The sequence below is a fragment of the Pseudomonas sp. B21-028 genome (genome assembly GCF_024749045.1).
Lineage (GTDB): Bacteria > Pseudomonadota > Gammaproteobacteria > Pseudomonadales > Pseudomonadaceae > Aquipseudomonas.
Map to the genome: position 1 here is coordinate 3,814,448 of NZ_CP087184.1, position 25,147 is coordinate 3,839,594.

Genomic DNA, 25,147 nt, shown 5'->3' on the forward strand with positions numbered 1-25,147 from the left:
GGTCTTGTACATCCGTGCGTTCGGCTCGGCGCTGAAAGGGTTATCGAGGAAGCGCTCGGCGGTCAGCTCGGCGCGGTTCAGGTAGCCACGACTGACACCGGCGCCGCCGACATGGATTTCACCGACCACACCAACCGGCACCGGCTCGCGCCGGACATCGAGTACGTACAGTTGCAGGTCTGGAATGCGCTTGCCAATGGGGCTGACGCCAACCCGTTGGGCATCCGCGGCCTCCAGCGCATGGTAGGTCACGTGCACGGTGGTTTCGGTGATGCCGTACATATTCACCAGTTGCGTACCGGTATTGGCCTCGCGGGCATACCACGGTTTGAGGATCCCGGTTTCCAGTGCTTCACCGCCAAAAATCACCTGGCGCAAGCTGTGGCTCAGATCGCTCTCGCCCTGGGCCGCGATCAACTGGCGGAACGCGCTTGGGGTCTGGTTGAGCACGGTGACCCCCGATTCGCACAACAACGCGTAGCAGTCCTGGGGAGAACGGCTGACCAGTTGCGGCACCACCAGCAATCGCCCGCCATGGAGCAAAGCACCCCAGATTTCCCAGACCGAGAAGTCGAAGGCAAACGAATGGAACAACGCCCAGACATCCCGCGGGCCAAACTCGAACCACGATTGCGTGGCCGAGAACAGGCGCGCCACGTTGCGGTGCTCGACCATCACGCCCTTGGGCTGCCCAGTGGAGCCCGAGGTGTAGATCACATAGGCCAGGTGGTGCGACGTCAGCCCTGGCACATGCGGATTGACCTCAGGTTGGCTATGCAGCCCGGGATCATTCAGGTCGACTATCCGAACCGCCCCCTCGACTAGCAGGTCCCGTGTCGCGGTGTGCATCACAATCGCCACCGGCGCGCTGTCTTCAAGCAAGTAGGTGATGCGCTCCGCCGGATAGGCCGGATCGACCGGCACGTAGCCGGCACCGGATTTCAGGATGCCCAGTAGCCCCACGATCATGTCCAGCCCGCGCTCGACGCAGATCGCCACGCGATCATCCGGGCGGATACCCAGTGACACCAAGCGATGGGCAAGCTGATTCGCCCGGGCGTTGAGTTCGCCGTAGGTCAGCACCTGCTCTTCGAAGACCAGAGCCGGCGCTTCGGGGTTCGCCGCCGCCCAGGCTTCGAACCGGGCATGCAGCAGTACGTCATGGGCATGCGCCTGGCCCGTCGTATTCCAGTCGTCGAGCAACTGCCGACGCTCGGCCGCTGGCATCACCGCCAGACTCTGCACCGGTGTCTGCGGCGCCTCTTCCAAGGCCTCCACCAGGCTGCGAAGCGCCTTCTGCATGTAGCCACAGAGGCGTTGGGCATCGAGTTGCGCGTCCACCTGGACCGTCAGGCTGAAGCCTGTGCCGAGGTCATCGACGTTCAGGGTCAGCGGATAGTTGGTACGCTCTTCACTGGACAGCATCTGCATGCCATCCCAGGCCGACAGCCCTTCATCCGTCATCTCCACCGAACTGTGCCGGTAGTTCAACAGTGCGCTGAACAGAGGCGTCGGTGAGGCCACGCCGCTGCACCGCTGGGCCAATGCCAGCGAGGCATGCTCGTGGGCCAACAGCCCGGTCAGCCGCGCATGGGTCGTCCTGACGGCCTCGCGCACGCCTTGCCCGTCCACCTGCACCCGGATCGGCAGGGTGTTGATGAACATGCCCAATGCCCGGTCGGCGCCTTCACCGCCCTGCATCCGGCCCAACAACACCGTGCCGAACACCACCCTGGACTGGCCGGACGCCAAGGCCAGAACCTGCGCCCAGGCCAGATGCACCAGGCTCGCGGCGCTCACCCCCAGCAACCGGGCCCGGATGCGCAGGCGCTGGCTCAAGCTCTCGTCGACCGCCTCTGTCACCTCCTCGATACCGTTACCATCACCTCGCACCTTGGCGAGCCCGAAGGGCAACGTGGGTTCATCGACATCACCGAGCATCTTGCGGAAGAACGCCTCGTGCTCCGCCTCGCTCGCCCCCAGGCGTGCCTGGGCCACGTAATTGCGATAAGGCGCCGCCTCCGTCAACTGCCCAGCCTGGCCCATCAGATAAAGCTGCATCTCGTGGTTCACCACCTCCAACGCGGTGTGGTCCAGCGCGATGTGATGGAACAGCAGGATCGCCACCCAACGGTCCTGGGCCTCGTCCCGGGCGTAGATCAGTTGCAGCATCGGTGCACGGCGCAGGTCCAGGCGATAGTGGCGCGCATCGAAGCGGCTCGCCAATTGCGTGGCGACATCGCCGGCCGTGACATCGGCTTCGAAGCGTTGCGGCTCAAGCAGCACCTTGCGCCAGACCATCTGCAGCGGTTCGTCCAGGCCTTCCCAGGCCACGCTGGTGCGCAGGATGTCGTGGCGGTCGATGACCACCTGCAAGGCCTCGACGAATGCGTCGAGACGCTCGCGGTTGTCGAAGGCGAACTGCGATTGCAGCACATAGGGATCGCCCTGCTCGGCGGTCAAGTGGTGATAGAGAATGCCTTCCTGCAACGGCGCCAGCGGGTAGATGTCCTGAACGTTGGCAGCACCACCCGGAACGGTGGCGACGATTCGGTCGATCGTCTGTTGGTCAAGGGTCATCAGCGGCAACATGGCCGGGGTGATGTGTTCGCAATCCAGCGGAATCAGGTTTTGCGGAACAGTGATTTCCTTGCCGCTGCCCACCGCCTCCGCCAACGCCGCCAGGGTCGGCTGGCTGAACAGGACGCGCACGTCGGCACTCAGGCCGGCCTGACGCATGCGTTCGATCAGCGTCACCGCCAGCAACGAGTGCCCGCCCAGCTCGAAGAAGTGATCGTGGCGACCGACCTGCTCGACCTTGAGCACCTCGGCCCACAGTTGGGCCAGGGTGGTTTCGATCTCGCCTTGCGGGGCTGCGTATTCACGGCTGGCGTAAGCGTCCGCGTCCGGCGCCGGCAAGGCACGACGGTCCAGCTTGCCGTTGGCGGTCAGCGGGAAGGATGGCAGCACCACGAAGGCGCTGGGGACCATGTACTCGGCCAACGTGCTTACCAACTGGCTGTGCAGGTCGTGAACCGACAGGGTGGCGCCCGCTTCGGGAATCACGTAACCCACCAGACGTTTAGGACCGTTGTCGTCCTGTCGCGCCAGCACCACGGCGTCCTTCACGCCGGCACACTGGCCCAGACAGACCTCGATCTCGCCCAGCTCGATCCGGAAACCACGGATCTTCACCTGGTCGTCGTTACGGCCCAGATAATCCACGGTTCCGTCGGTACGCCAGCGCGCCAGGTCGCCGGTGCGGTAGAGCAAGGCCGCCGGATCGGCGCTGAACGGGTCGGCGACGAACTTCTCGGCGGTCAGTTCCGGACGGTTCAGATAGCCGAGGGCCACGCCATCGCCACCGATGTACAGCTCACCCGCCACGCCGACTGGCACGGGTTGCTGATTCGCATCCAGCACATAGACACGGGTATTGGAGATCGGTCCGCCAATCGACACGCTTTGCGCGTCCTCTGCCACCGTCTTCACTTCCAGCGCGGTGGCAAAGGTGGTGGTTTCAGTCGGGCCATAGCAATGCACCAGACGCAATGTCGGCGCCAGGCCCAACAGACGCCGGAACGACGTCACGTCGGCCCGTTCGCCACCGCACAGCAGAATGCGCAAACCACCAATGGCCTCAGGAATCAGCTGCACGTACTGATTGAAGATTGCCGTGGTCACGAACAACACGGTGGCCCCCGACTCCCTCAGCACTTGGGCAAAACGTGCTGGCTCAAGCATGGTTTCGTGGTCGACTACCACCACTTGCCCACCATTGAGCAGCGCGCCCCACACGTCCATGGTGCTGGCATCGAATGCCGGGTTGGAGGCAAAGACCAACCGGTCTTGCTCATTGAAGTCGGCATAACCGTTGTTGATCACCAGGCGATTGATCGCCCGGTGCGGCACCAGAACGCCTTTCGGGGTGCCGGTGGAACCGGAGGTGTACATGATGTACGCGACCGATTCGGCGCTCAGGGTCAGATCGAGGTTATCGGCGGACTCGTCCAGCTCGACGGTATCCAGGTCCACCCGTAGCGGACCTTCAGGCACGATCCTTGTGCTCAGGGTCAACACCACCTGTGCGCCACTGTCCTGGACCATGAACTGCTGGCGTTCGACCGGTGCGTTGACATCCAGCGGCACATAGACGGCAGCACACTTGAGAACCGCCAGCTGACTGACCAGCAGATCGATCGAACGCGCCAGCCCGATGGCCACGCTATCGCCCAGTTGGGTGCCCAGACCGATCAGGTGACGGGCCAGGCGGTTGGCCCTGGCGTTGAGGTCGCGGTAAGTCAGGCGTTGTCCATTGTGGACAACGGCAACGGCATCCGGACGCGTCTGCACTTGTGCTTCGAACAGGTCATGGACGGTCCTGTCCCGTGGATAGCTGCGCGTGGTCGCGTTGAAGTCTGCCACCACCTGTTGGCGCTCGGCCGATGGCAGGATCGACAGACTGTCCAATCGCCTCTGCGGCGTCTGCTCCAGGGCCTCCACCAAATGCTCCAGCGCGATGTTCATATAGACACAGATCCGCTGTGCGCCGATCTGCGGTACGGCCAGCGCCGTCAGGCCGAAACCTTCGCCCAGGTCATCCACCGAGAGGCTCAGCGGATAGTTGGTGCGTTCCTCCATGTCGAGGGTTTCGATGCCTTCCCAGCCGGCCTGGGTCTCGCTCGAATACTCGTCAACCGCGCTATGCCGATAATTGAGCAACGCACCGAACAACGGCATCGGCGCGGCTACGCCGCTGCAACGCTGGGCCTGGGTCAGGGAGGCGTGCTCGTGCCCCAGCAGACCGGTCAGCCGGGCGTGAGTGGCTTTCACGCCGTCACGAACGCCCTGGTCGCCCACGTCCACCCGCAACGGCAAGGTGTTGATGAACATACCCAACGCCCGATCGGCGCCATCGCCGCCCTGCATCCGGCCCATCAGCACAGTGCCAAACACCACATCCGGTTTGCCGCAGACCTGACTCAGCACCTGCCCCCAGGCCAGATGAACCAGGCTGGCCGCACCCACGCCGAGATGGCGCGCCTGGGCCCGCAGACGCAGACTCAAAGACAGGTCGACAGGCAGCCTGGCCTCCTCGATATCCCGTCCGTCGCCCTGCACATCCTGGAAACCGAACGGCAATGTCGGCTCCTGAACATCGCTGAGCATCTCGCGGAAGAAGGCTTCGTGCTCCTGCTGACTCACCCCCAGCCGCGCCTGGGCCACATAGTTGCGGTACGGCACGGCCGCCGCCGTTGGACCTGGCTCGCCCAGCAGGCGCGCCTGCATCTCGTGGCGCACCACCTCCATGGCCGTGTGATCCAGGGCCATATGGTGAAACAACAACAGTGCGACCCAACGCTGGTTGAGCGGGTCCTCTGCATACACCAGGCGCATCATCGGGGCCTGGGTGATATCGAGCCGGTAATGCCGTGGGTCAAAGCGAGCCTGCAACTGAGTAGCGATATCGCCAGCGGAGCTGTCCAGGTCGACGGCCTCCAGATGCAGCGCCGCCTCGCGCCAGACCACCTGCACCGGCGAATCGAAGCCTTGCCACACCACACTGGAGCGCAGGATGTCATGGCGATCGATGACATGTTGCAGCGCATCGACGAATGCCGTCAGCCGATCCCGACCCTGCAGGTTGAAGAGCGCTTTCAGCACGTAGGGATCGCCCTGCTCGGCGGCCAGGTGGTGATAGAGGATGCCTTCCTGCAAGGGTGCCAGCGGGTAGATGTCCTGCACGTTGGCTGCCCCACCCGGAACGGTGGCGACGATCCGGTCGATCGTTTCCTGGTCAAGGGTCACCAGCGGCAGCATGGCCGGGGTGATATGCCCACAGCCAGGCTCGATGAGGTTCGCCGGCACCTCGATTTCCCTGCCACTGCCGATGGCCGCCGCCAGCGCCGCCAGGGTCGGCTGGCTGAACAGCACCCGCACGTCGGCACTCAGGCCGATCTGGCGCATACGTTCGATCAGGGTCACCGCCAGTAGCGAGTGCCCGCCCAGCTCGAAGAAGTGATCGTGACGACCGACCTGCTCGACCTTGAGCACCTCGGCCCAGAGCCGGGCCAGGGTGGTTTCGATGTCGCCTCGCGGGGCCTCGTACTCGCGGTTGACGCAAGCCTTGGCGTCCGGAGCCGGCAGTGCGCGGCGGTCCAGCTTGCCGTTGGCAGTCAGCGGAAGGACCTCGAGCCGCACATAGGCCACCGGCACCATGTAGTCCGGCAACTGCGTATGCAGGTGCTCGCGCAAGGTTTCGATGGCCACCTCGGCATCCGGGTCGTGCTGGGTGAAGTAGGCCACTAGCCGCTTCTCGCCTGGCGCCTCTTCACAGGCCAGGATCACCGCGTCCTTGACGGCATCATGCCGGGCAAGCCGCGCTTCGATCTCACCCAGTTCGATACGGAAACCACGGATCTTCACCTGGTCGTCGTTGCGGCCCAGGTAGTCCAAGGCACCGTCGGCACGCCAGCGCGCCAGGTCGCCGGTGCGATAGAGCAAAGCGGCTGGGTCGGCGCTGAACGGGTCGGCGACGAACTTCTCGGCGGTCAGTTCCGGGCGGTTCAGGTATCCCTTCGCCACGCCGTCGCCACCGATGTACAACTCACCTGCCACACCGACCGGCACGGGTTGCTGATTCGCATCCAGTACATAGACACGGGTGTTGCCGATCGGATGACCAATCGGGATACCGCCCTCGCCCACGGTTTGAATTTCATACGTGGTCGTGAACGTCGTGGCCTCGGTCGGACCATAACCGTTGAGCAGATGCTGCGGCGCGCCATCCTTCAATACCCGAGCGATCACCGCCGGATCCAGCACGTCGCCGCCCACGATCAGGTAACGCAGTTGCTTGAACACCGACAGCAAACCAGCGGCGTACTGGTGGAACAGCCCGGCGGTCATCCACAGCACGCTGACCGATTGCTCGCGCAACAGCGCCGCGAACCGCTCCTGGGAGAACAACACGTCCTGCTCGACCACCACCACGCACCCGCCGTTGAGCAGTGGCGCCCAGACGTCGAGGGTACTGGCGTCGAAGGCCGGGTTGGAGGCAAACGCCACCCGGTCCTGCTCGTTGAAATCGGCGTAACCGTTGTTGATCACCAGACGGCTGATTGCCCGGTGCGGCACCAACACGCCCTTCGGCATCCCGGTGGAACCGGAGGTGTACATGATGTAAGCGACCGATTCGGCGCTCTGGACCAAATCGAGGTCATCGGCCGTCTCAACCAGTTCGACGGTATCCAGGTCCACCCGGTGCGCGCCTTCAGGCACGGCCATCGTGCTCAATGCCAGCACGAGCCGCGCCCCGCTGTCCTGCACCATGAAGCGCTGACGCTCGACGGGAGCACTGACATCCAGCGGTACATAGACGGCGCCGCATTTGAGCACCGCCAGTTGGCTCACCAGCATCTCGATGGAGCGTTCAAGCCCCAGGGCCACCGGGTCACCCGACTGCACGCCGAGATCGAGCAAGTGGCGGGCCAGGGCGTTGGCCCGGGAATTAAGCTCGCGATACGTCAGGCGGTGCTCACCGTGAACCACAGCGGTGGCCTGCGGCCGAGCTTGCACCTGCGCCTCGAACAGGCCGTGTACGGTCCTGTTCCGCGGGTAGCCGCGAGTGGTCGCATTAAAGATTTCCAACACTTTCCCACGTTCGGATGAAGGCAGGATATCCAGGCTCTGCAAGGGTGCGGTCGGGTTGGATTCCAAGGCTGCGGCCAGGCTACGCAATGCGCTTTCCATGAAGCCACAGACCCGCTGCGCGCCGACACCGCCAAGGGTCAGGACCGTCAGGGCAAAACCTTCACCCAGATCATCCACCGACAGCGTCAGCGGGTAGTTGGTGCGAGCTTCGCCGCCCAGGGTCTCGATGCCTTGCCAGGCTTCCAGGGCTTCATCGGTGTCCGTCTGTTCGCTGGAGTTGCGGTAGTTCAACAGCGCGCTGAACAAAGGCGTCGGTGCGTTCACCCCACTGCAGCGTTGCGCCAGTGCCAACGAGGCGTGCTCATGACCCAGCAGTGCGGTCAGTTGCTCGTGGACCGCCTTGACGCCGGCCTTGACGGCCTGCTCACCCACGCTCACGCGCAGTGGCAGAGTATTGATGAACATGCCCAACGCGCGGTCGGCTCCCTGACCGCCCTGCATCCGACCCATCAGCACCGTGCCAAACACCACCTCAGGCTTGCCTGAAACCCGCGCCAGCACCTGCGCCCACGCCAGGTGATGAAGGCAGGCGGCGCCCACACCCGCTTGTCGTGCCAAAGCCCGCAGGCGGCGGCTCAGATCGTTGTCGAGCAGCGACCTGGCTTCCTCTATATGGCGGCCATCACCCTGGACCTGTTGCAGGCCGAACGGCAGTGTCGGTTCATCGACATCACCGAGCATCTCGCGGAAAAATCCTTCGTGGGCCTCACGGCTCACCCCCAGGCGGGCCTGGGCCACATAGTTGCGATACGGCGCGGGAGTGTCCAACTGCCCGGCCTGGCCCTGCAGGTGCGCCTGCATTTCGCGCTGCACCACTTTCAGCGCCGTATGGTCGAGGGCGATGTGGTGGAACAGCAACATTGCCACCCAACGCTGGTTGGACGGGTCTTCGGCGAATGCCAGGCGCATCAACGGCGCCTGGGTCATGTCCAGGGCAAACTGGCGAGCGTCGAAGCGCTCATGCAGTTGCTCGCCGATGTCTCCGGCCTGTGGATCGAGCACGAGTGCTTCCAGTCCTAGCGGCGCCTCTCGCCAGACCACTTGCTGGGGTTCGTCGAGACCTTCCCAGAGGATGGCGGTCCGCAAGATGTCATGACGATCGATGACGCCTTGCAAGGCCTGAATGAAGTCATCCAGCCGCGCCCGGTCCTGTAGGGCGAATTGGGCCTGCAGGACATAGGGATCGCCCTGTTCGGCCGAGAGGTGATGGTAGAGGATGCCTTCTTGCAACGGCGCAACCGGATAGATCTCCTGCACGTTGCGGGCGCCGCCTGGCACTGTCGCCACAATGCGGTCGATGGCGTCCTGGTCCAGGGTGGTCAGTGTCAGCATGTCGGGTGTGATACGCGTACAGTCGAGCGGGATGCCGTTGGCTGGCACCACGATTTCGCTGCTGTTACCCACTGCTGCCGCCAGTGCGGCGAGGGTTGGCTGACCGAACAGCACGCGCACGTCGGCGCTCAGGCCGACCTGACGCATCCGCTCGATCAGGCTGACGGCCAGCAGAGAGTGGCCGCCGAGTTCGAAGAAGTGATCGTGACGACCGACGCGCTCGACCTTGAGCAGGTCTTGCCAGATCTGCGCCAGGGTGGTTTCGATTTCGCCCTGAGGGGCTTCGTAGCCACGGCTGATCAATGCTTCGTGGTCGGGTGCCGGCAGGGCCTTGCGGTCGAGCTTGCCGTTGGGGGTCAGGGGCATGGCGTCGAGACGCACATACGCCACCGGGACCATGTATTCCGGCAGTTGCGCTTGCAGATAATTGCGCAGGGTTTCGATGTCCACCGTTGCCGCTTCGGTGAAGTAAGCCACCAGACGCTTGTCACCCGGCACGTCCTCGCGGGCCTGCACCACCGCTTCTTTCACGGCCTCATGCTGGGCGAGCTTGGTTTCGATCTCGCCCAGTTCGATGCGGAAACCGCGGATCTTCACCTGGTCGTCGTTACGGCCGAGGTATTCGATGTTGCCGTCCGCCAGATAGCGACCCAAATCGCCGGTTTTGTACATCCGGGCGTTCGCGGTACTGCTGAACGGATCCTTGAGGAAACGCTCTGCGGTCAGATCATCACGATTGAGGTAACCACGGGCGACACCCGCGCCACCGATGTAGATTTCCCCTGGAACACCCAATGGCACCGGTTGTTTATGTTCATCCAGCAAATAGAACTGAGTGTTCGCCACCGGCTTGCCGATGTGCGCGGCAAACCCATCTTCGCGGGCCATCGAGACCCAACTCGAATAAGTGGTGGTTTCCGAGGGACCGTAGAGATTGCACAGACGCTTGACCGAAGTCTGTTCGAACAGCGTTTCCACCAAGCTGCGCTTCAAAGCTTCACCGGCCACGTTGACCGTGTCCACGCCCTCGCCCAGCCCACCGGACTCCAGCAACGTCTTGAGCGCCGACGGTACGGTGTTGATCAGGGTGATGTCGTGCTCGCCCTGTTGCAGTTCCAGCACATTAGTGACGACCTCAATGCTGCCGCCCGACGTCAGCGGCGCGAAGCACTCGTACACTGCCAGATCGAAGTTCAGCGAGGTCGAGAACAGGGTTTTCGACAGGGTTTGATCGTCAAAGGAGCGATGCGCCCAGGTCAGGAAGTTCACCGTGTTGCGGTGTTCGATCATCACGCCTTTAGGCAAACCAGTCGAACCCGAGGTGTAGATCACATAAGCCAGATGTGCAGAAGTCAGCTCAGGCACCAACGGATTCAGGACGGATTTGTCCTGCCACAGTCCGCTACCGAGGTCGATCACTGGCATCGAGGCTTCTGCCAACAACCCAAGGGTTGCCTTCTGGGCCAAAACGACGGCCGGCGCACTGTCCTCAAGCATGTAGGCAATCCGATCCGCCGGATACGCCGGATCCAACGGCACATAACCACCGCCGGCCTTGAGAATCGCCAACAACCCCACCACCATGTCGACACCGCGCTCGACGCAGATCGCCACCCGCGAATCCGGCCGCACGCCCTGCCCGCGCAGGTAATGCGCCAGTTGGTTGGCCCGTTCGTTCAATTCGGCATAAGTCAGGCGCTGCTCGCCATGCAGCACGGCCACCGCCTCCGGCGTGCGCTGCACCTGTTCCTCGAACAGCCCGTGAATGGTCTGTTCCAGCGGATATGCAGCCTCAGTGGCGTTGAACCGTTCCAGTTGCAGGCGCTCGGTTTCCCCGAGCAAGGCAATCTCACCGACCGTCACATCGGCATCCGCCACCATCGCTCGCAACATGCGTTCCAGGTAACCGAGGTAACGCTCAATGGTCGTCTGATCGAACAGCGCCGTGGCGTACTCCAGGCTGCCGGCAATCTGGCCGTTCGCCTCCCCAAGGCTCAGGGACAGATCGAACTTCGCGCCACGGGCCGGTGCACCCGTGCTTTCAAGGATCAGGCCTTCCAGGGCAAAGGCTTGTCCATCGACGGCCTGCCAGGACAGCATGGCCTGGAACAAGGGACTGTGGGACAAGCTGCGCACCGGTTTGACCCGCTCCACAACCTGCTCGAACGGCAGATCCTGGTGGGCCTGTGCCTCCAACGTCTGCGTCTTGACCCGTTGCAGCAGGGTTTCGACGCTCGGTTGGCCCGATAGATCGATCGGCAGGGCCAGGGTGTTGACGAAGAAGCCGATCAGCCCCTCGACCTCGACACGCCCGCGGTTGGCCACCGGCGAGCCGATGACAACCGTCTGCTGCCCCGACAGCCGTGCGAGCACCGCGGCCCAGCCGGCCAGGACGGTCATGTACAGCGTCGTGCCGTGGCGCTGGCTCAGCGCCTTGAGGTCGGCCGTCAACTCAGAGTCAAGCGCCAGCGCGAGGTTCGCGCCGCGGTAATCCTGTTGCGCGGGACGCGGGTAGTCCGTGGGCAACGTCAGCAGCGGCGGCACATCCGCCAGCGTCTGCTGCCAGTAGGCATTCTGTTCGCTCAAGACCTCACCGCTCAGCCAGCGACGTTGCCACACGGCATAGTCGGCATACTGAACCGGCAGCGCCGGCAACGGGTCGGCGGCGCCATGCAGGCAGGCCTGGTAGAGTGCCCCCAGTTCATGGGTCAGCACGCCCATCGACCAGCCATCCGAGACGATGTGGTGCATCGTCACCAGCAGGACATGCTCGTCATCCGCCAGCCGCACCAGCCGGCCACGGATCAGTGGTCCCTGTTGCAGGTCGAACGGTGCCTGCGATTCGTCGTCGGTCAGCCTGGCCAGTTCGGCTTCCTGGTCGAGGTGATGCGTCAGGTCATGGGCCATCAAGGCAAAGCCGATCCCTTCGGCACCGATGCACTGCACCGCTTCACCATCGACTAGATCGAACGTGGTACGCAGGGCTTCATGGCGCGCAACGATCCGGTCCAGCGCTTCGCGCAGGGCGCCAGTTGCCAGTTGGCCCTTGAGACGCAAGCCGCCGCAGATGTGATAGGCGGCGCTGCCTCCGTCCATTTGCGCCAGGAACCACAAGCGCTGTTGGGCAAACGATAACGGCAGGCGCTCGTCCCGCGGCACCGGCATGATCGGCGCCAGGGTGCTCGTCGTCGCCTCGGCGACCTGGGCAGACAGCGCTCGCAGGTCAGGGTTGGCAAACAGTTGCGCGAGGCTCAGTTCCACGTCCATTTGCTGGCGCACCAGGGACATCAATCTCACCGCCAGCAACGAATGGCCGCCCAGTTCGAAGAAATCATCATGCCGGCCGATTCGGTCCACACCCAGCAACTCGCGCCAGATCTCGGCCATTCGGATTTCCGTGTCACCCTCGGGCGCTTCATGACCTCGGCCCGAATAGTCCTCGCTGCCAGGGGCCGGCAAGGCGCGGCGGTCAAGCTTGCCGTTCGGCGTCAATGGCAACGCATCGAGGCGCAGGTAGGCCGACGGCACCATGTGCCGGGGCAAATGCACCTGCAATTGCTCACGCAGGCTATCGATCGTCGGGGCCGGGGCCTCACCCTCCCGCACCGTGTAGTAGGCCACCAGACGCTTGTCCCCCGAAGCGTCCTCGAGCGCAACGACCACCGCCTCCCGCACGCCGGCACAATCGCCGAGCCGGGACTCGATTTCTCCCAGCTCGATGCGCTGGCCGCGGATTTTCAGTTGCCCATCATTGCGCCCCTGATACTCGATGTTGCCGTCCGGCAGGTAGCGCCCCAGGTCACCGGTGCGGTACATCCTGGCGTCCTCGGCCGGGCTGAAAGGATCCCTCACGAAGCGCTCGGCAGTCAGTTGTTCACGGTTCAGGTAACCCCGCGCCACCCCCGCGCCGCCGATGTACAGCTCACCCGTCGCGCCGACAGGAACCGGTTGCAATCGGGCATCGAGCAGGTAGACCCGGGTATTGCCCACCGGCTTGCCGATATGCAGCACCGCCTGCGTGGCGTCGATCCGCCCCGAGGTGGCGACCACGGTGGTCTCGGTGGGGCCATAGTTGTTGATCAGCTCGAAAGCAGCGTCCACCGGCAGCTTGCGCAGGCGATCACCGCCGATCAGCAAGGTGTGCAAGCGCTGGTGGCCCAGGTTGCGACCAAAGGCATACTCAGCCACCGGGGTGGGCAGGAAGCACACATCCAGGGCCTGGGCCTGCCACCAGTCGAGCAACCCATCGACATCCTCACTGCCCGCATGGGCCGGTGGCAGCAACAAGGTGGCCCCCGCGCACAGCGCCGGCCAGACCTCCCAGGCGGCGGCGTCGAAACCGAAACCGGCCACACTCGAAGTGCGGCTGTCGCGTCGCACCCCGAAGGCCTCGCAATGCCAGCCCACCAGGTTGCGCAAGTTACGATGTTCGACCATCACCCCCTTGGGCTGGCCGGTGGAGCCCGAGGTGTAGATCACATAAACCAGATGCCCCGCGTCGAGCCCGGACACTTCCGGGTTGGCCACGGCTTCGGCAGCGTAGTTCTGGTCCGGGTCCAGATTCAGCACCGGCACCAAGACCTCGCCCAGGAGCAAGCGCGTGGAAGATTGCGCCAGCACCGCCACCGGCGCGCTGTCCTGCAGCATGTAAGCGATACGTTCCGCCGGATAGGCCGGGTCCACCGGGACATAACCCGCCCCGGATTTCAACACGCCCAGTAGCCCGACGATCATCTCCAGGCTTCGTTCGGCACAGATCGCCACCCGGTCATCCGGGCGGACCCCCAGAGCCAGCAATCGGTGGGCGAGTCGATTCGCCCGGACGTTGAGTTCGCCGTAGGTCAGCGTCTGGCCTTCATACACCACCGCCACCGCTTCGGGCCGGGCACTGGCCTGGTCTTCGACCTGCCGGTGGATCAGCGCAGCACCGGCATAGACCCGGTCCGTCGCGTTCCAGGTTTCGAGTACCTGACGGCGCTCGGCCTGGGGCAGGATCGCCAGCCCGTGCAGTGGGGTTTGCGGCGCCTGTTCCAGTGCATCCGCCAGGCTCATCAGGGCCGTCTGCATGTAGTCGCAGACACGTCGGGCCCCGATCCGGGACTCGATCTGCGCCGTCAGGCTGAAGCCATCTCCCAGGTCATCGACGCTGAGAGTCAGCGGATAGTTGGTGCGTTCATCGCCACCCAGCGCCTCGATGCCTTGCCAGGCCGGAGATGCTTGCGGGGCAAAGGGCTCCGCCATCGAATGACGATAGTTGAGCAAAGCACTGAACAATGGCGTCGGTGCAACCACGCTGCTGCAACGCTGGGCCAGGGCCAGGGACGCGTGCTCATGCCCCAGCAACCCGGTCAGCCGCGCATGTGTCGCCAGCACACCATCGCGCACGCTCTGCGCGCCCACCTGCATGCTCAGCGGCAAGGTATTGATGAACATCCCCAGGGCGCGGTCGGCCCCCGCGCCCCCTTGCATCCGGCCCATCAGGACCGTGCCGAACACCACGTCTTCGCGACCCGATACCCGGCCCAGCACCAGGGCCCAGGCCAGGTGATGGAGACTTGCCGCGCTCACGCCCAATTGACGGGCCTGGCTGCGCAGACGATGGCTCAGATCGATGGGGACCTCTTGACTGGCCTCCTCGACATCGCTGCCGTCGCCACGCACATCCTGCAAGCCGAATGGCAACGTAGGTTCATCGATGGCACCCAGCATTTCGCGGAAGAACGCTTCGTGTTCTTCACGGCTCACCCCCAGGCGGGCCTGGGCCACATAGTTGCGGTACGGCACCGCGTCGCCCAATTGGTCAGCCTGGCCCAGCAAGTGTGCCTGCATTTCGTGGCGCACCACGTCCAGTGCCGTGTGATCAAGCGCCATGTGATGGAACAACAGGGTCGCCACCCAACGCTGGTGGGTTTCATCCTGGGCAAAGCGGATGCACATCAACGGCGCCTGGCGGATATCCAGGTGCCGCCGGGTGTTCAACTGGACGGCAATGTCGCCGTCCTCAGGCTGCAGCTCCACGTGTTCAATGCCCAGCGAGGCCTCGCGCCAGACCACTTGCACCGGCTCATAAAGCCCTTCCCAGGCCATGGCCGTGCGCAGGATGTCGTGGCGATCGATCACACCCTGCAAGGCCTGGGTGAAATCATCCAGGCGCTCGCGGCTGTCGAAGGCGAACTGTGCTTGCAGCACGTAGGGGTCACCCTGTTCGGCCGCCAGATGGTGATAGAGGATGCCCTCCTGCAACGGTGCCAACGGGTAGATGTCCTGCACGTTGCGTGCACCACCCGGCACCGTTTCCACAATGCAGTCGATGGCGTCCTGGGTCAACGTCACCAGAGGCAGCATGTCGGGGGTGATACGCTGGCAGTCCGGCACAATCAGGTTGGCCGGGACGCGGACCTCATTGCCGCCATCGTCGCTGACAGCCACCGCCAGCGCGGCCAGGGTCGGTTGGCTGAACAGCACGCGCACGTCGGCGCTCAAACCGGCCTGGCGCATCCGTTCGATCAGGCTGACGGCCAGCAGGGAGTGGCCGCCGAGTTCGAAGAAGTGGTCGTGACGTCCCACTTGTTGCAGCCCCAACAGGTCCTGCCAGATCTGCGCCAGGGCGGTTTCGGTCTCGCCTTGCGGGGCTTCATAGCCACGGGTGATCAGTGCATCGTGTTCCGGCACCGGCAAGGCCTTGCGGTCGAGCTTCCCGTTGGGAGTCAGGGGCAGTTCATCAAGCTGTACGTAGGCCACGGGGACCATATAGGTCGGCAGTTGCGCTTGCAGGTGGCTGCGCAGGGTTTCGATGTCCACCGCTTCAGAATGAGTGAAGTAAGCCACCAGGCGCTTGTCGCCCGGCACGTCTTCACGAGCCAGCACCACCGCTTCTTTCACCGCGTCATGTTGGGCAAGTTTGACTTCGATCTCGCCCAGTTCGATGCGGAAACCACGGATCTTCACCTGATCGTCGTTACGGCCCAGGTAATCCACGGTGCCGTCCGCGCGCCAGCGCGCCAGGTCACCGGTGCGGTAGAGCAAAGCCGTCGGGTCGGCACTGAACGGGTCGGCGACGAACTTCTCGGCGGTCAGCTCGGGGCGGTTCAGGTACCCTTTTGCCACACCATCGCCACCGATGTACAACTCGCCCGCCACACCCACCGGCACCGGTTGCCGTCGGGCGTCCAGCACGTAGACCCGACTGTTGCCAACAGGACGACCAATCGGAATTCCCCCCTCGCCCACGGTACGGATTTCGTGCGTGGTGGTGAACGTGGTCGCTTCCGTCGGGCCATAGCCGTTGAGCAGATGCTGCGGTGCGCCTTCTTTCAGGACACGACCGATCACCGCCGGATCGAGCACGTCCCCGCCAACGATGAGATAACGCAGCTGTTTGAACACCGGCATCAGGCCGGCGGCATATTGGTGGAACAGACCAGCGGTCATCCACAGCACGCTGACCGATTGCTCGGTCAACAGCGCGGCAAAACGCTCCCGGGACAACAGCACATCCTGATCGACCACCACCACGCAGCCGCCGTTGAGTAACGGCGCCCAGACATCCAGGGTGCTGGCATCGAACGCCGGGTTGGAGGCAAACGCCACCCGGTCCTGCTCGTTGAAGTCGGCATAACCGTTGTTGATCACCAAGCGGTTGATCGCCCGATGCGGCACCAGCACACCCTTCGGCGTGCCGGTAGAGCCCGAGGTGTACATGATGTAGGCAACCGATTCGGCGCTCTGCATCAGGTCGAGGTTCGCGGGCGCTTCATCCAGCGCCACGCAATCCAGATCGACACGCACAGGGCCTCGCGCCGCGGTCGTGGCACTCAGGGTCAGCAGGACCCGCGACCCGCTGTCTTCGACCATGAACTGCTGGCGTTCCAGGGGCGCGTGGATATCCAGCGGTACAAAGGCGGCGGCGCATTTGAGTACCGCCAGTTGGCTGACCAACAGTTCAAGAGAGCGCTCCAGCAAAATCGCCACGCGCTCGCCCGGTTGAACGCCCAGGCCGACCAGATGACGGGCCAGGCGATTGGCTCGGGCGTTCAGCTCGGCGTAGGTCAGGCTGTGCTCGTCATGCACTGCCGCCAGCGCCTCGGGACAGGCCTGCACCCGTGCCTCGAACAACCCATGAACGGTCTGTTCCAGAGGGTAATCGGCCGCGGTGCTGTTGAAGTCCTGCAATACCTGCAGGCGCTCGTGCTCAGACAGGATTTCCAGATCGTTGATCGCGGATTCAGGCGCACACTCCAGTGCATCCACCAGGCTCGCCAGGGCCGTCTGCATGTAGGCGCCGACCTGGCGGGCATCAACCCCGCCGACCGTCTGCACGCTCAGCAGGAAGCCTTCGCCCTGATCGTCCACCGACAACATGCACGGATAGTTGGTCCGCTCCGTGACGTCCAGTACCTGGGTACCTGCCCAGCGGTCGACACTGTCGCCTTCCTGGAGCGGGCTGTGCCGATAATTCAGCAAGGCACTGAACAGCGGCAGCGAAGCCGGCACGCCACTGCAACGCTGGGCCAGTGTCAGCGAGGCATGTTCGTGGCCCAACAGCGCGGTCAGGCGCGCGTGGATCGCCTTGACCCCGGCGCGTACGCCCTGCCCACCTACATCGGCTCGCAGCGGCAAGGTATTGATGAACATGCCCAGGGCACGGTCCGCCCCCTCGCCGCTCTGCATGCGGCCCAGCAGCACGGTACCGAAGACCACGTCCTCGCGGCCGGACACGCGCCCCAGTACCCGTGCCCACGCCAGGTGATGCAAGGCTGCCGCGCTCACGCCGAGTTGACGCGCCTGCCGCCGCAGACGCCGGCAAAGATCCGGATCGACGTTCAGCTTGACCTCTTCGACGCCCCGGCCGTCCCCCTGGACTTCTCGCAGGCCAAACGGCAGCGTCGGCTCGTCGACATCACCGAGCATGTCACGGAAAAAGCGCTCATGCTGCTCACGCGGCACGCCCAACAGGGTTTGCGCCACGTAATTGCGGTAAGGCATGGCCGCTTCCAGGCGGTCGGCCTCGCCATTGAGGAACGCCAGCATTTCCTCCTGCATCACGTCCAGCGCGGTATGGTCCAAGGCGATGTGGTGGAACAGCAGAATCGCGACCCAGCGCTGGTGCACACTGTCCCAGGCACAGGCCAGGCGCATCAGTGGCGCCTTGTCGAGCGCCAGCCGGCAACGGCGAGGATCGAACAACCCTTGCAACTGCGTCGCGATATCGCCTTTGGCCGGATCGAGGACCTGCTCTTCGAGCATCAACCGGCACTGGCGCAGAACCACCTGCAACGGCGCCTCAAGGCCTTCGCGCAGCAGCGCGGTCCTGAGGATATCGTGCCGGTCGATCACAGCCTGCAAGGCGGCGACGAAGCCGTCGAGTCGAGCGCGGCTGTCCATGGCGAAGGTGGCTTGCAGCAGATAGGGGTCGCCTTCTTCGGCGGCAATGTGGTGGTAGAGAATGCCTTCCTGCAACGGCGCCAACGGGTAAATGTCCTGGACATTGCCGACACCGCCCGGCACACCGGCAACGATCCGGTCGAGGGTTGCCTGATCAAGCGTCACCAGCGGCAGCATCGACGGGGTAATCCGTTCGCAACCCGCGTCAATGCCGTTGGCCGGTACGCTCACCTCGGCACGACTGCCCACCGCCGCCGCCAGGGCGGCCAAGGTAGGTTGGCCGAACAGCACCCGCACATCGGCGCTCAGCCCAGCCTTGCGCATCAACTCGATCAGCTTTACCGCCAGCAGCGAATGTCCGCCCAGTTCGAAGAAATGATCGTGGCGCCCCACCTGCCCGACACCGAGCACATCAGCCCACAACCCTGCCAGCGTGGTTTCCACCTCGCCCAGTGGCGCTTCGTACGCACGGCTGGCGAAGGCGTCCGCTTCCGGGGCCGGCAACGCGCGACGGTCGAGTTTGCCGTTGGGCGACACGGGCAGTTTGTCCAGGCGCACGTAGGCCGCCGGAACCATGTAGTCCGGCAGCAGCGCCTGCAAGTGCGCACGCAATTCGTCGGCCTCCGGCGCCGCATCCGCCGCCTGGGCGGTGATGTAGGCCACCAGGCGTTTCTCGCCGGGTTGGTCTTCTCGGGCGACAACGACCGCTTCCTTGACTCCACCATGTTGGCAGAGCCTGGACTCGATCTCCCCCAGCTCGACGCGGAAGCCACGGATCTTGATCTGATCGTCATTGCGGCCCAGGTACTCGATATGGCCGTCGGGCAGGTAGCGGCCCAGGTCACCGGTCTTGTACAGGCGCGCCTGTTCATCGCCAGCGAACGGATCGCGGACGAAGCGTTCGGCGGTCAAGTCATCGCGGTTCAGGTAACCACGGGCAACACAGATGCCGCCGATGTGGATCTCGCCGGCCACGCCGACCGGAACCGGTTGCTGCTGTGCGTCCAGCAGGTAGATGCGGGTGTTGGCCACCGGTTGGCCGATGGCCGGCAGCGTCGGCCAGGCGGCGACATCATCCGGCAGCGTCAGGGCGGTGGTGACGTGGGACTCGGTTGGCCCATAGTGGTTATGCAGGCGACAGCCATCCAGACGCTCGAACAATGCGCGGATCTGTGGCGTGATGCGCAGCTGTTCGCCGGCAGTGATCACATCTTTCAAGTCGCATGCCAGCGGCGTGCCTTCGCCATCGCCGGCGACCGCTTCGGCCAAGGCTTGCAGGGCGATGCACGGCAGGTACAGGCGTTCGATGCGCTGTTGGCGGATATGCTCGAACAGACGATGGAAATTCAGACGGATGTCGGCATGGATCAGCGACAGCTCGCCGCCGGCACACAAGGTGCTGAAGACTTCCTGGAACGCCACGTCGAAGCCGAGCGCGGCAAACTGCAAGGTGCGTGCAGCGGCGCGCCCCTGTTGCGCGGCTAGGTCGATCTGCCACTGCATCAGGTTGACCAGGGCGCGGTGCGGCATGGCGACGCCCTTGGGCTGGCCGGTAGAACCCGAGGTGTAGATGACATACGCCAGGCTGTCGGGGTTCAGGCCGTTCGCCTGGACGTCCGGGTTGCCGGACGGTTGCCGGTCGATGCCGGCGGCGTCGCGCTCCTCACCGTCGAGCAGCAAGACCGGCACACCCGCCGCCGGGAAGCGCTCTTGCAGGCTGCGCTGGGTCAGCAGCACCTTCGGTGCGCTGTCTTCCAGCATGTAGACCAGCCGCTCGGCCGGGTAAGCAGGGTCCAGCGGCACATAGCCGGCCCCGGCCTTGAGGATACCTACCAGCCCCGCGACCATTTCCAGGCTGCGTTCCACACAGATCGCCACCCGGTCGTCGGCACGGATACCCAACTCGATCAGACGATGGGCGATCTGGTTGGACAGCCGATTCAGCTCGCCGTAGCTCAGGCTCTGCCCCTGATACGTCAGCGCAACGGCTTCAGGCTGAGCTTCGGCACGGGCCTCGAACAGCTGATGGACCAGCAGCCCCGACGGGTACACCGCGTCGAAGGCATTGAAGTCGTGCAACAACTGCTGGCGTTCGCTGGCGGGACAAAGGCCAGCGTGTGCAGCGGGGTGTTGCCATCCTGGTCGAGGGCATCGGCCAATGCTTCGAGTACGGTGTGCACGTAACCGCAAACCCGCTGCGCACCGATCCCGGCCACGGCTTGCACGGTCAGCCCAAACGAATCACCAAGGTCATCCACCGACAGCGACAGCGGGTAGTTGGTCCGTTCTTCGCCGCCGAGGATTTCCGCGCCGGCCCAGATTCTCGCCTGGCCCGCGTCCTCGCTCGCCTGTGCCGCCACGGCGGTCTGCCGATAGTTCATCAGCGCACTGAACAGCGGCGCCGGCGCCGCAACGCCACTGCACCGCTGTGCCAACGACAACGGCGCATGTTCGTGGCCCAGCAGCGTCGCCAGGCGGCCATGGGTCGCCTGCAACGCGGCCAGCACTCCCTGGTTCCCCGCCTCGACCCGCAACGGCAGGGTGTTGACGAACATGCCCAAGGCATGTCCGGCCGCCTGTCCGCTGTGCAACCGGCCCATCAATACGGTGCCGAACACCACGTCCTGACGACCGGACAAGCGCCCCACCACCTGGCCCCAGGCCAAGTGGTGCAGGCTGGCGGTGCTCACCCCCAGGCGCCGGGCCTGGGCACGCAGACGCCGGGCCAGCCCGACATCCAGCGCCAGCATCGCTTCTTCGATGCCGCTGCCGTCGCCCTGCACATCCTGCAGGCCGAACGGCAGCGTCGGCTCGTCCACGTCGGCGAGCATCTCGCTGAAGAACGCTTCATGTTGCTCGGGATGACTGCCCAGCCGCACCTGCGCCACGTAGTTACGGTAAGGCACCGACACCGGCAGCTCCGCCGAACGACCTTGCAGGTGCGCATCGATTTCCTTGCCCAGCATGCCGAGGGAGGTGGCGTCATCGATCAGATGATGGAACAGCAGCACCGCCACCCAACTGCCGCTGGCGGCATCTTCGGCAAAGTGAATACGCATCATCGGCGCCTGGCGCAGATCGAAGCGGGTATGACGGGGATCGAAGCGGACCTGCAACTGGTCGGCGATGTCGCCTTCGGCCGGGTCCAGGGCCAACTCTTCGACCCTCAGGCGCGCCTCGCGCCAGACCACCTGCACCGGTTCGCCGAGCCCTTCCCACGCCACCGAGGTACGCAGGATGTCGTGCCGGGCGATGACCGCCTGCAAGGCTTGTGCGAACGCGTCCAACTGCTGGCGAGTACCGAAACGCAACAGGGCCTGCAGCAGGTACGGATCGCCTTCGCTGGTCGCCAGGTGGTGATAGAGGATGCCTTCCTGCAACGGCACCAGGCCATAGATATCCTGCACATTGTCCGCGCCCCCCGGCACGGTGGCGACAATGCGGTCGATTTCACCCTGGGTCAGCGTCGCCAGGGGCAGCATGTCCGGGGTGATGCGTTCGACGTCCCAGGTAATCCGATTCTCCGGCACCACCACACCGCCGCTGGTGCTCGTGGCAGTGGCCAGGGTTTCCAGCGTCGGCTGGCCGAACAGCACGCCGACGTCGGCGCTCAGGTCCAACTGGCGCATGCGTTCGATCAGCTTGACCGCCAGCAGCGAGTGGCCGCCCAGTTCGAAGAAACGGTCGTGACGTCCCACCTGCTCGACGCCCAGCAGCTCGGCCCACAAAGCGGCCAGGGTGATTTCCACCTGGCCCACCGGCGCTTCATAGCTGCGACGGGCAAACGCCTGCGAATCGGGAGCCGGCAACGCCTTGCGGTCGAGCTTGCCGTTGGTGGTCAGCGGGAAGGCGTCGAGCATCACGAAGGCGCTCGGCACCATGTAGTCCACCAGCGAGCCCAGCAGCTCGCTGCGCAACTCGCCCGCAGACACACAGGCGCCGTCTTCGGCAAGCACATAGGCCACCAGCCGCTTGTTCCCCGGCTCGTCTTCCCGGGCGATCACCACGGCCTCGCGCACTTTTGCGCAGGCCGTCAGCCTCGCTTCGATCTCACCCAGTTCGATACGGAAACCGCGGATCTTCACCTGCTCATCGTTGCGCCCCAGGTATTGCAGTTCACCGTTGCTCAACCAGCGACCGAGGTCGCCGGTGCGGTACATCCGCGCGTTCGCATCGGTGCCGAACGGATCGGGCAGGAACCGCGCTTCGTTGAGCTCCGGCCGGTTCAGGTAGCCTCGCGCCACACCGGCGCCCCCAACGTACAACTCGCCCTCCACGCCCTTGGGCACCGGCTTGCCGTACTTGTCCAACAGGTACAGGCGCAGATCGGGAATACGCTTGCCGATCGGGCTGACACCGATCAACTGGGCATCGGCCGCTTGCAGCGCGCGATAGGTCACGTGCACCGTGGTTTCGGTGATGCCGTACATGTTCACCAGTTGCGTATCGGCATTGATTTCCCGGGCGTACCACGGCTTGAGAATGCCGGTTTCCAGTGCTTCGCCACCGAAAATCACCTGACGCAGGCTGTGCTTCAGCTCGCTTTCGCCCTGGGCCGCGATCAACTGGCGGAATGCGCTTGGCGTCTGGTTCAGCACCGTAACGCCCGCCTCGCACAACAGCGCGTAGCAGTCCTGCGGCGAACGGCTGACCAGCTGCGGCACCACCAACAGGCGACCGCCATGGGTCAGCGCGCCCCAGATTTCCCAGACCGAGAAATCGAAGGCAAAAGAATGGAACAACGCCCAGACATCTTGCGGGCCAAAGTCGAACCACGGCTGGGTGGCCGAGAACAACCGCGCCACATTGCGATGCTCGACCATCACTCCCTTGGGCAAGCCGGTCGAACCCGAGGTATAGATCACGTAGGCCAGGTGATGGGCGGCCAGGGTGCCGATATTCGGATCATGCCGTGGCTGCTCGGCAAACCCCGCGGCCTCTGGCTGATCGAGCAACAGCACCGGGACAGACAGCACAGGCACTTGCTCTTGCAGCGCCGCCTGGGTGAGCAACGCCACCGGCGAGCTGTCCTCGAGCATGAAGGCCAGGCGGTCCTGGGGATAGGCCGGGTCCAGCGGCACATAGCCGGCGCCGGATTTCAGGATGCCCAACAGGCCAACGATCATGTCCAGGCCACGCTCGACGCAGATCGCCACCCGGTCATCCGGGAACACACCCAGGGCCAGCAGACGATGGGCGACCTGGTTCGCCCGGGCATTCAGCTCGCCGTAGGTCAGCGTCTGCTCTTCATGGACCACCGCCACCGCGCGAGGCTGCGCGGCGGCCCGTGCTTCGAACAGGCTGTGGATCGTGCGGTCGTGCTCATACCGCTGCGCATCGCTCGCGTTCCAGGCCTGGAGCAGACGGGCTTCAGCCGGTGTCGGCAGGACAAAATCATGGATCGGCAGCGTATCGTCACCCAACCCCTGCTCCAGCACGTGGACGAAGCGCTCGGCCATTGCCTCGATTTCATCGGCCTGCAAGAACGCCTGGTTGTAGATCCAGTGCACCCAGGCATTTTTCTCGTTGGGGTTGGTCCGGAAATGGATCGCCAGGGGCATCTGCTCCTGGCCGTTGGAACTCTTCACCGAATAGGCCGTGGCGTCACCGAACCGGTACAGATAGTTCTCTTCCTCGTAGGAGAACGACACGTCGAACAGCTGCGCGCGATTGTCACGCCGCAGCTCCAGGGAGCGATGGATGTCGCTTAAAGGAAACCGCTGGTAGCGATAGTCCTGCTTGAGCGCCCGCGCCACCTCTTGGATCAGTTCGCCGAACGACAGGTCATCGGCAAATCTCAAGCGCATGGCACTGACCTGGGTGAACAACCCCACGGTTTGCTTGAAGGTCGGATTGGAACGATTGAGGATCGGCAGGCCCACCACCAGCTCGTCGCGCTGGGTCGTGCGGACAAAGTACACGTACAACGTCGCCAGCAGCACCGGGAAACGCGAGACCTGATGGGCCAGCGCCAGGGCGTCGATCCGCTCGTTCAGTGTCTGTGGGAAGGACGTCATGGCATGGGCGCTGGGCACCACAGGCTCGACGAAGCGATCACGGTAACGGGCCGTGAACAATGGATCCGGCACATCCCGGTATTTGTCGAGCCAGTAGGCCTGGTCGCGCTGGAAACGGTCCGAGTCGTGGTAACGGGCGTCATCCTCGATGAACCCGGCATAGGACGGTGCCGACAGGTCAGGTTCGCGGTTTTCCCCCAAGGCGTTGTACAGATCGCTGAGGGAGGCGAGCATCAGGTTGATGCCCCAGCCGTCCTGGATGATGTGGTGCAGGTTGACGACGAAATAGAACGAAGCGTCATCGAGCTTGACCAGGTAGAAGCGAAACAGCGGCCCCTTATCGAGAGCAAATGGCACTTCCAGCCCCTGTTGCACCCAGGTCTGGGCCGCGGTATACGGCTCGGGACGATTGGAGAAGTCGATCAGCGGGACCCGCACCTCCAGCGACTCGACCAGGGTCTGCATGGGCACGCCGTCGCCGCCGATGTCGCAGTGCAGGACCGTGCGCAAGGCGTCGTGCTTGCGGACCAGCAGCTCGACCGCCTGCTCCATGCGCTCAGGGTCGACAGCACCCTGGATATGGAGGTAGCCACCCATGGAGTACAGGGGGGAATCGCCCTTGGTCATCTGGTCCAGCCAGATGTCCCGCTGGGACGCCGTCAGCGGATAGGTTGCCGCAAGCTCCAGGGACTGGTTCATAC

General features: G+C 64.3%; 2 protein-coding genes (1 of these 2 only partly in view). Both read right to left on the reverse strand.

Annotated features, from left to right (window positions below; all coding sequences use genetic code 11):
• Positions 1-20,511, reverse strand: the 5' portion of a protein-coding gene (locus tag LOY35_RS16310) for a non-ribosomal peptide synthase/polyketide synthase (RefSeq protein ID WP_408981159.1). It extends 3,858 nt beyond the left edge of the window; 20,511 of the gene's 24,369 nt are visible here — the first part of the coding sequence; it begins with the start codon at positions 20,509-20,511; its stop codon lies beyond the left edge, outside the window.
• On the reverse strand, positions 20,406-25,145 hold the full coding sequence (locus tag LOY35_RS28595) for a non-ribosomal peptide synthetase (protein WP_408981160.1): 4,740 nt from the start codon (positions 25,143-25,145) through the stop codon (positions 20,406-20,408). Before LOY35_RS28595 ends, LOY35_RS16310 begins: the two co-directional genes overlap by 106 nt.
• Between the last annotated feature and the right edge of the window lie 2 nt (positions 25,146-25,147).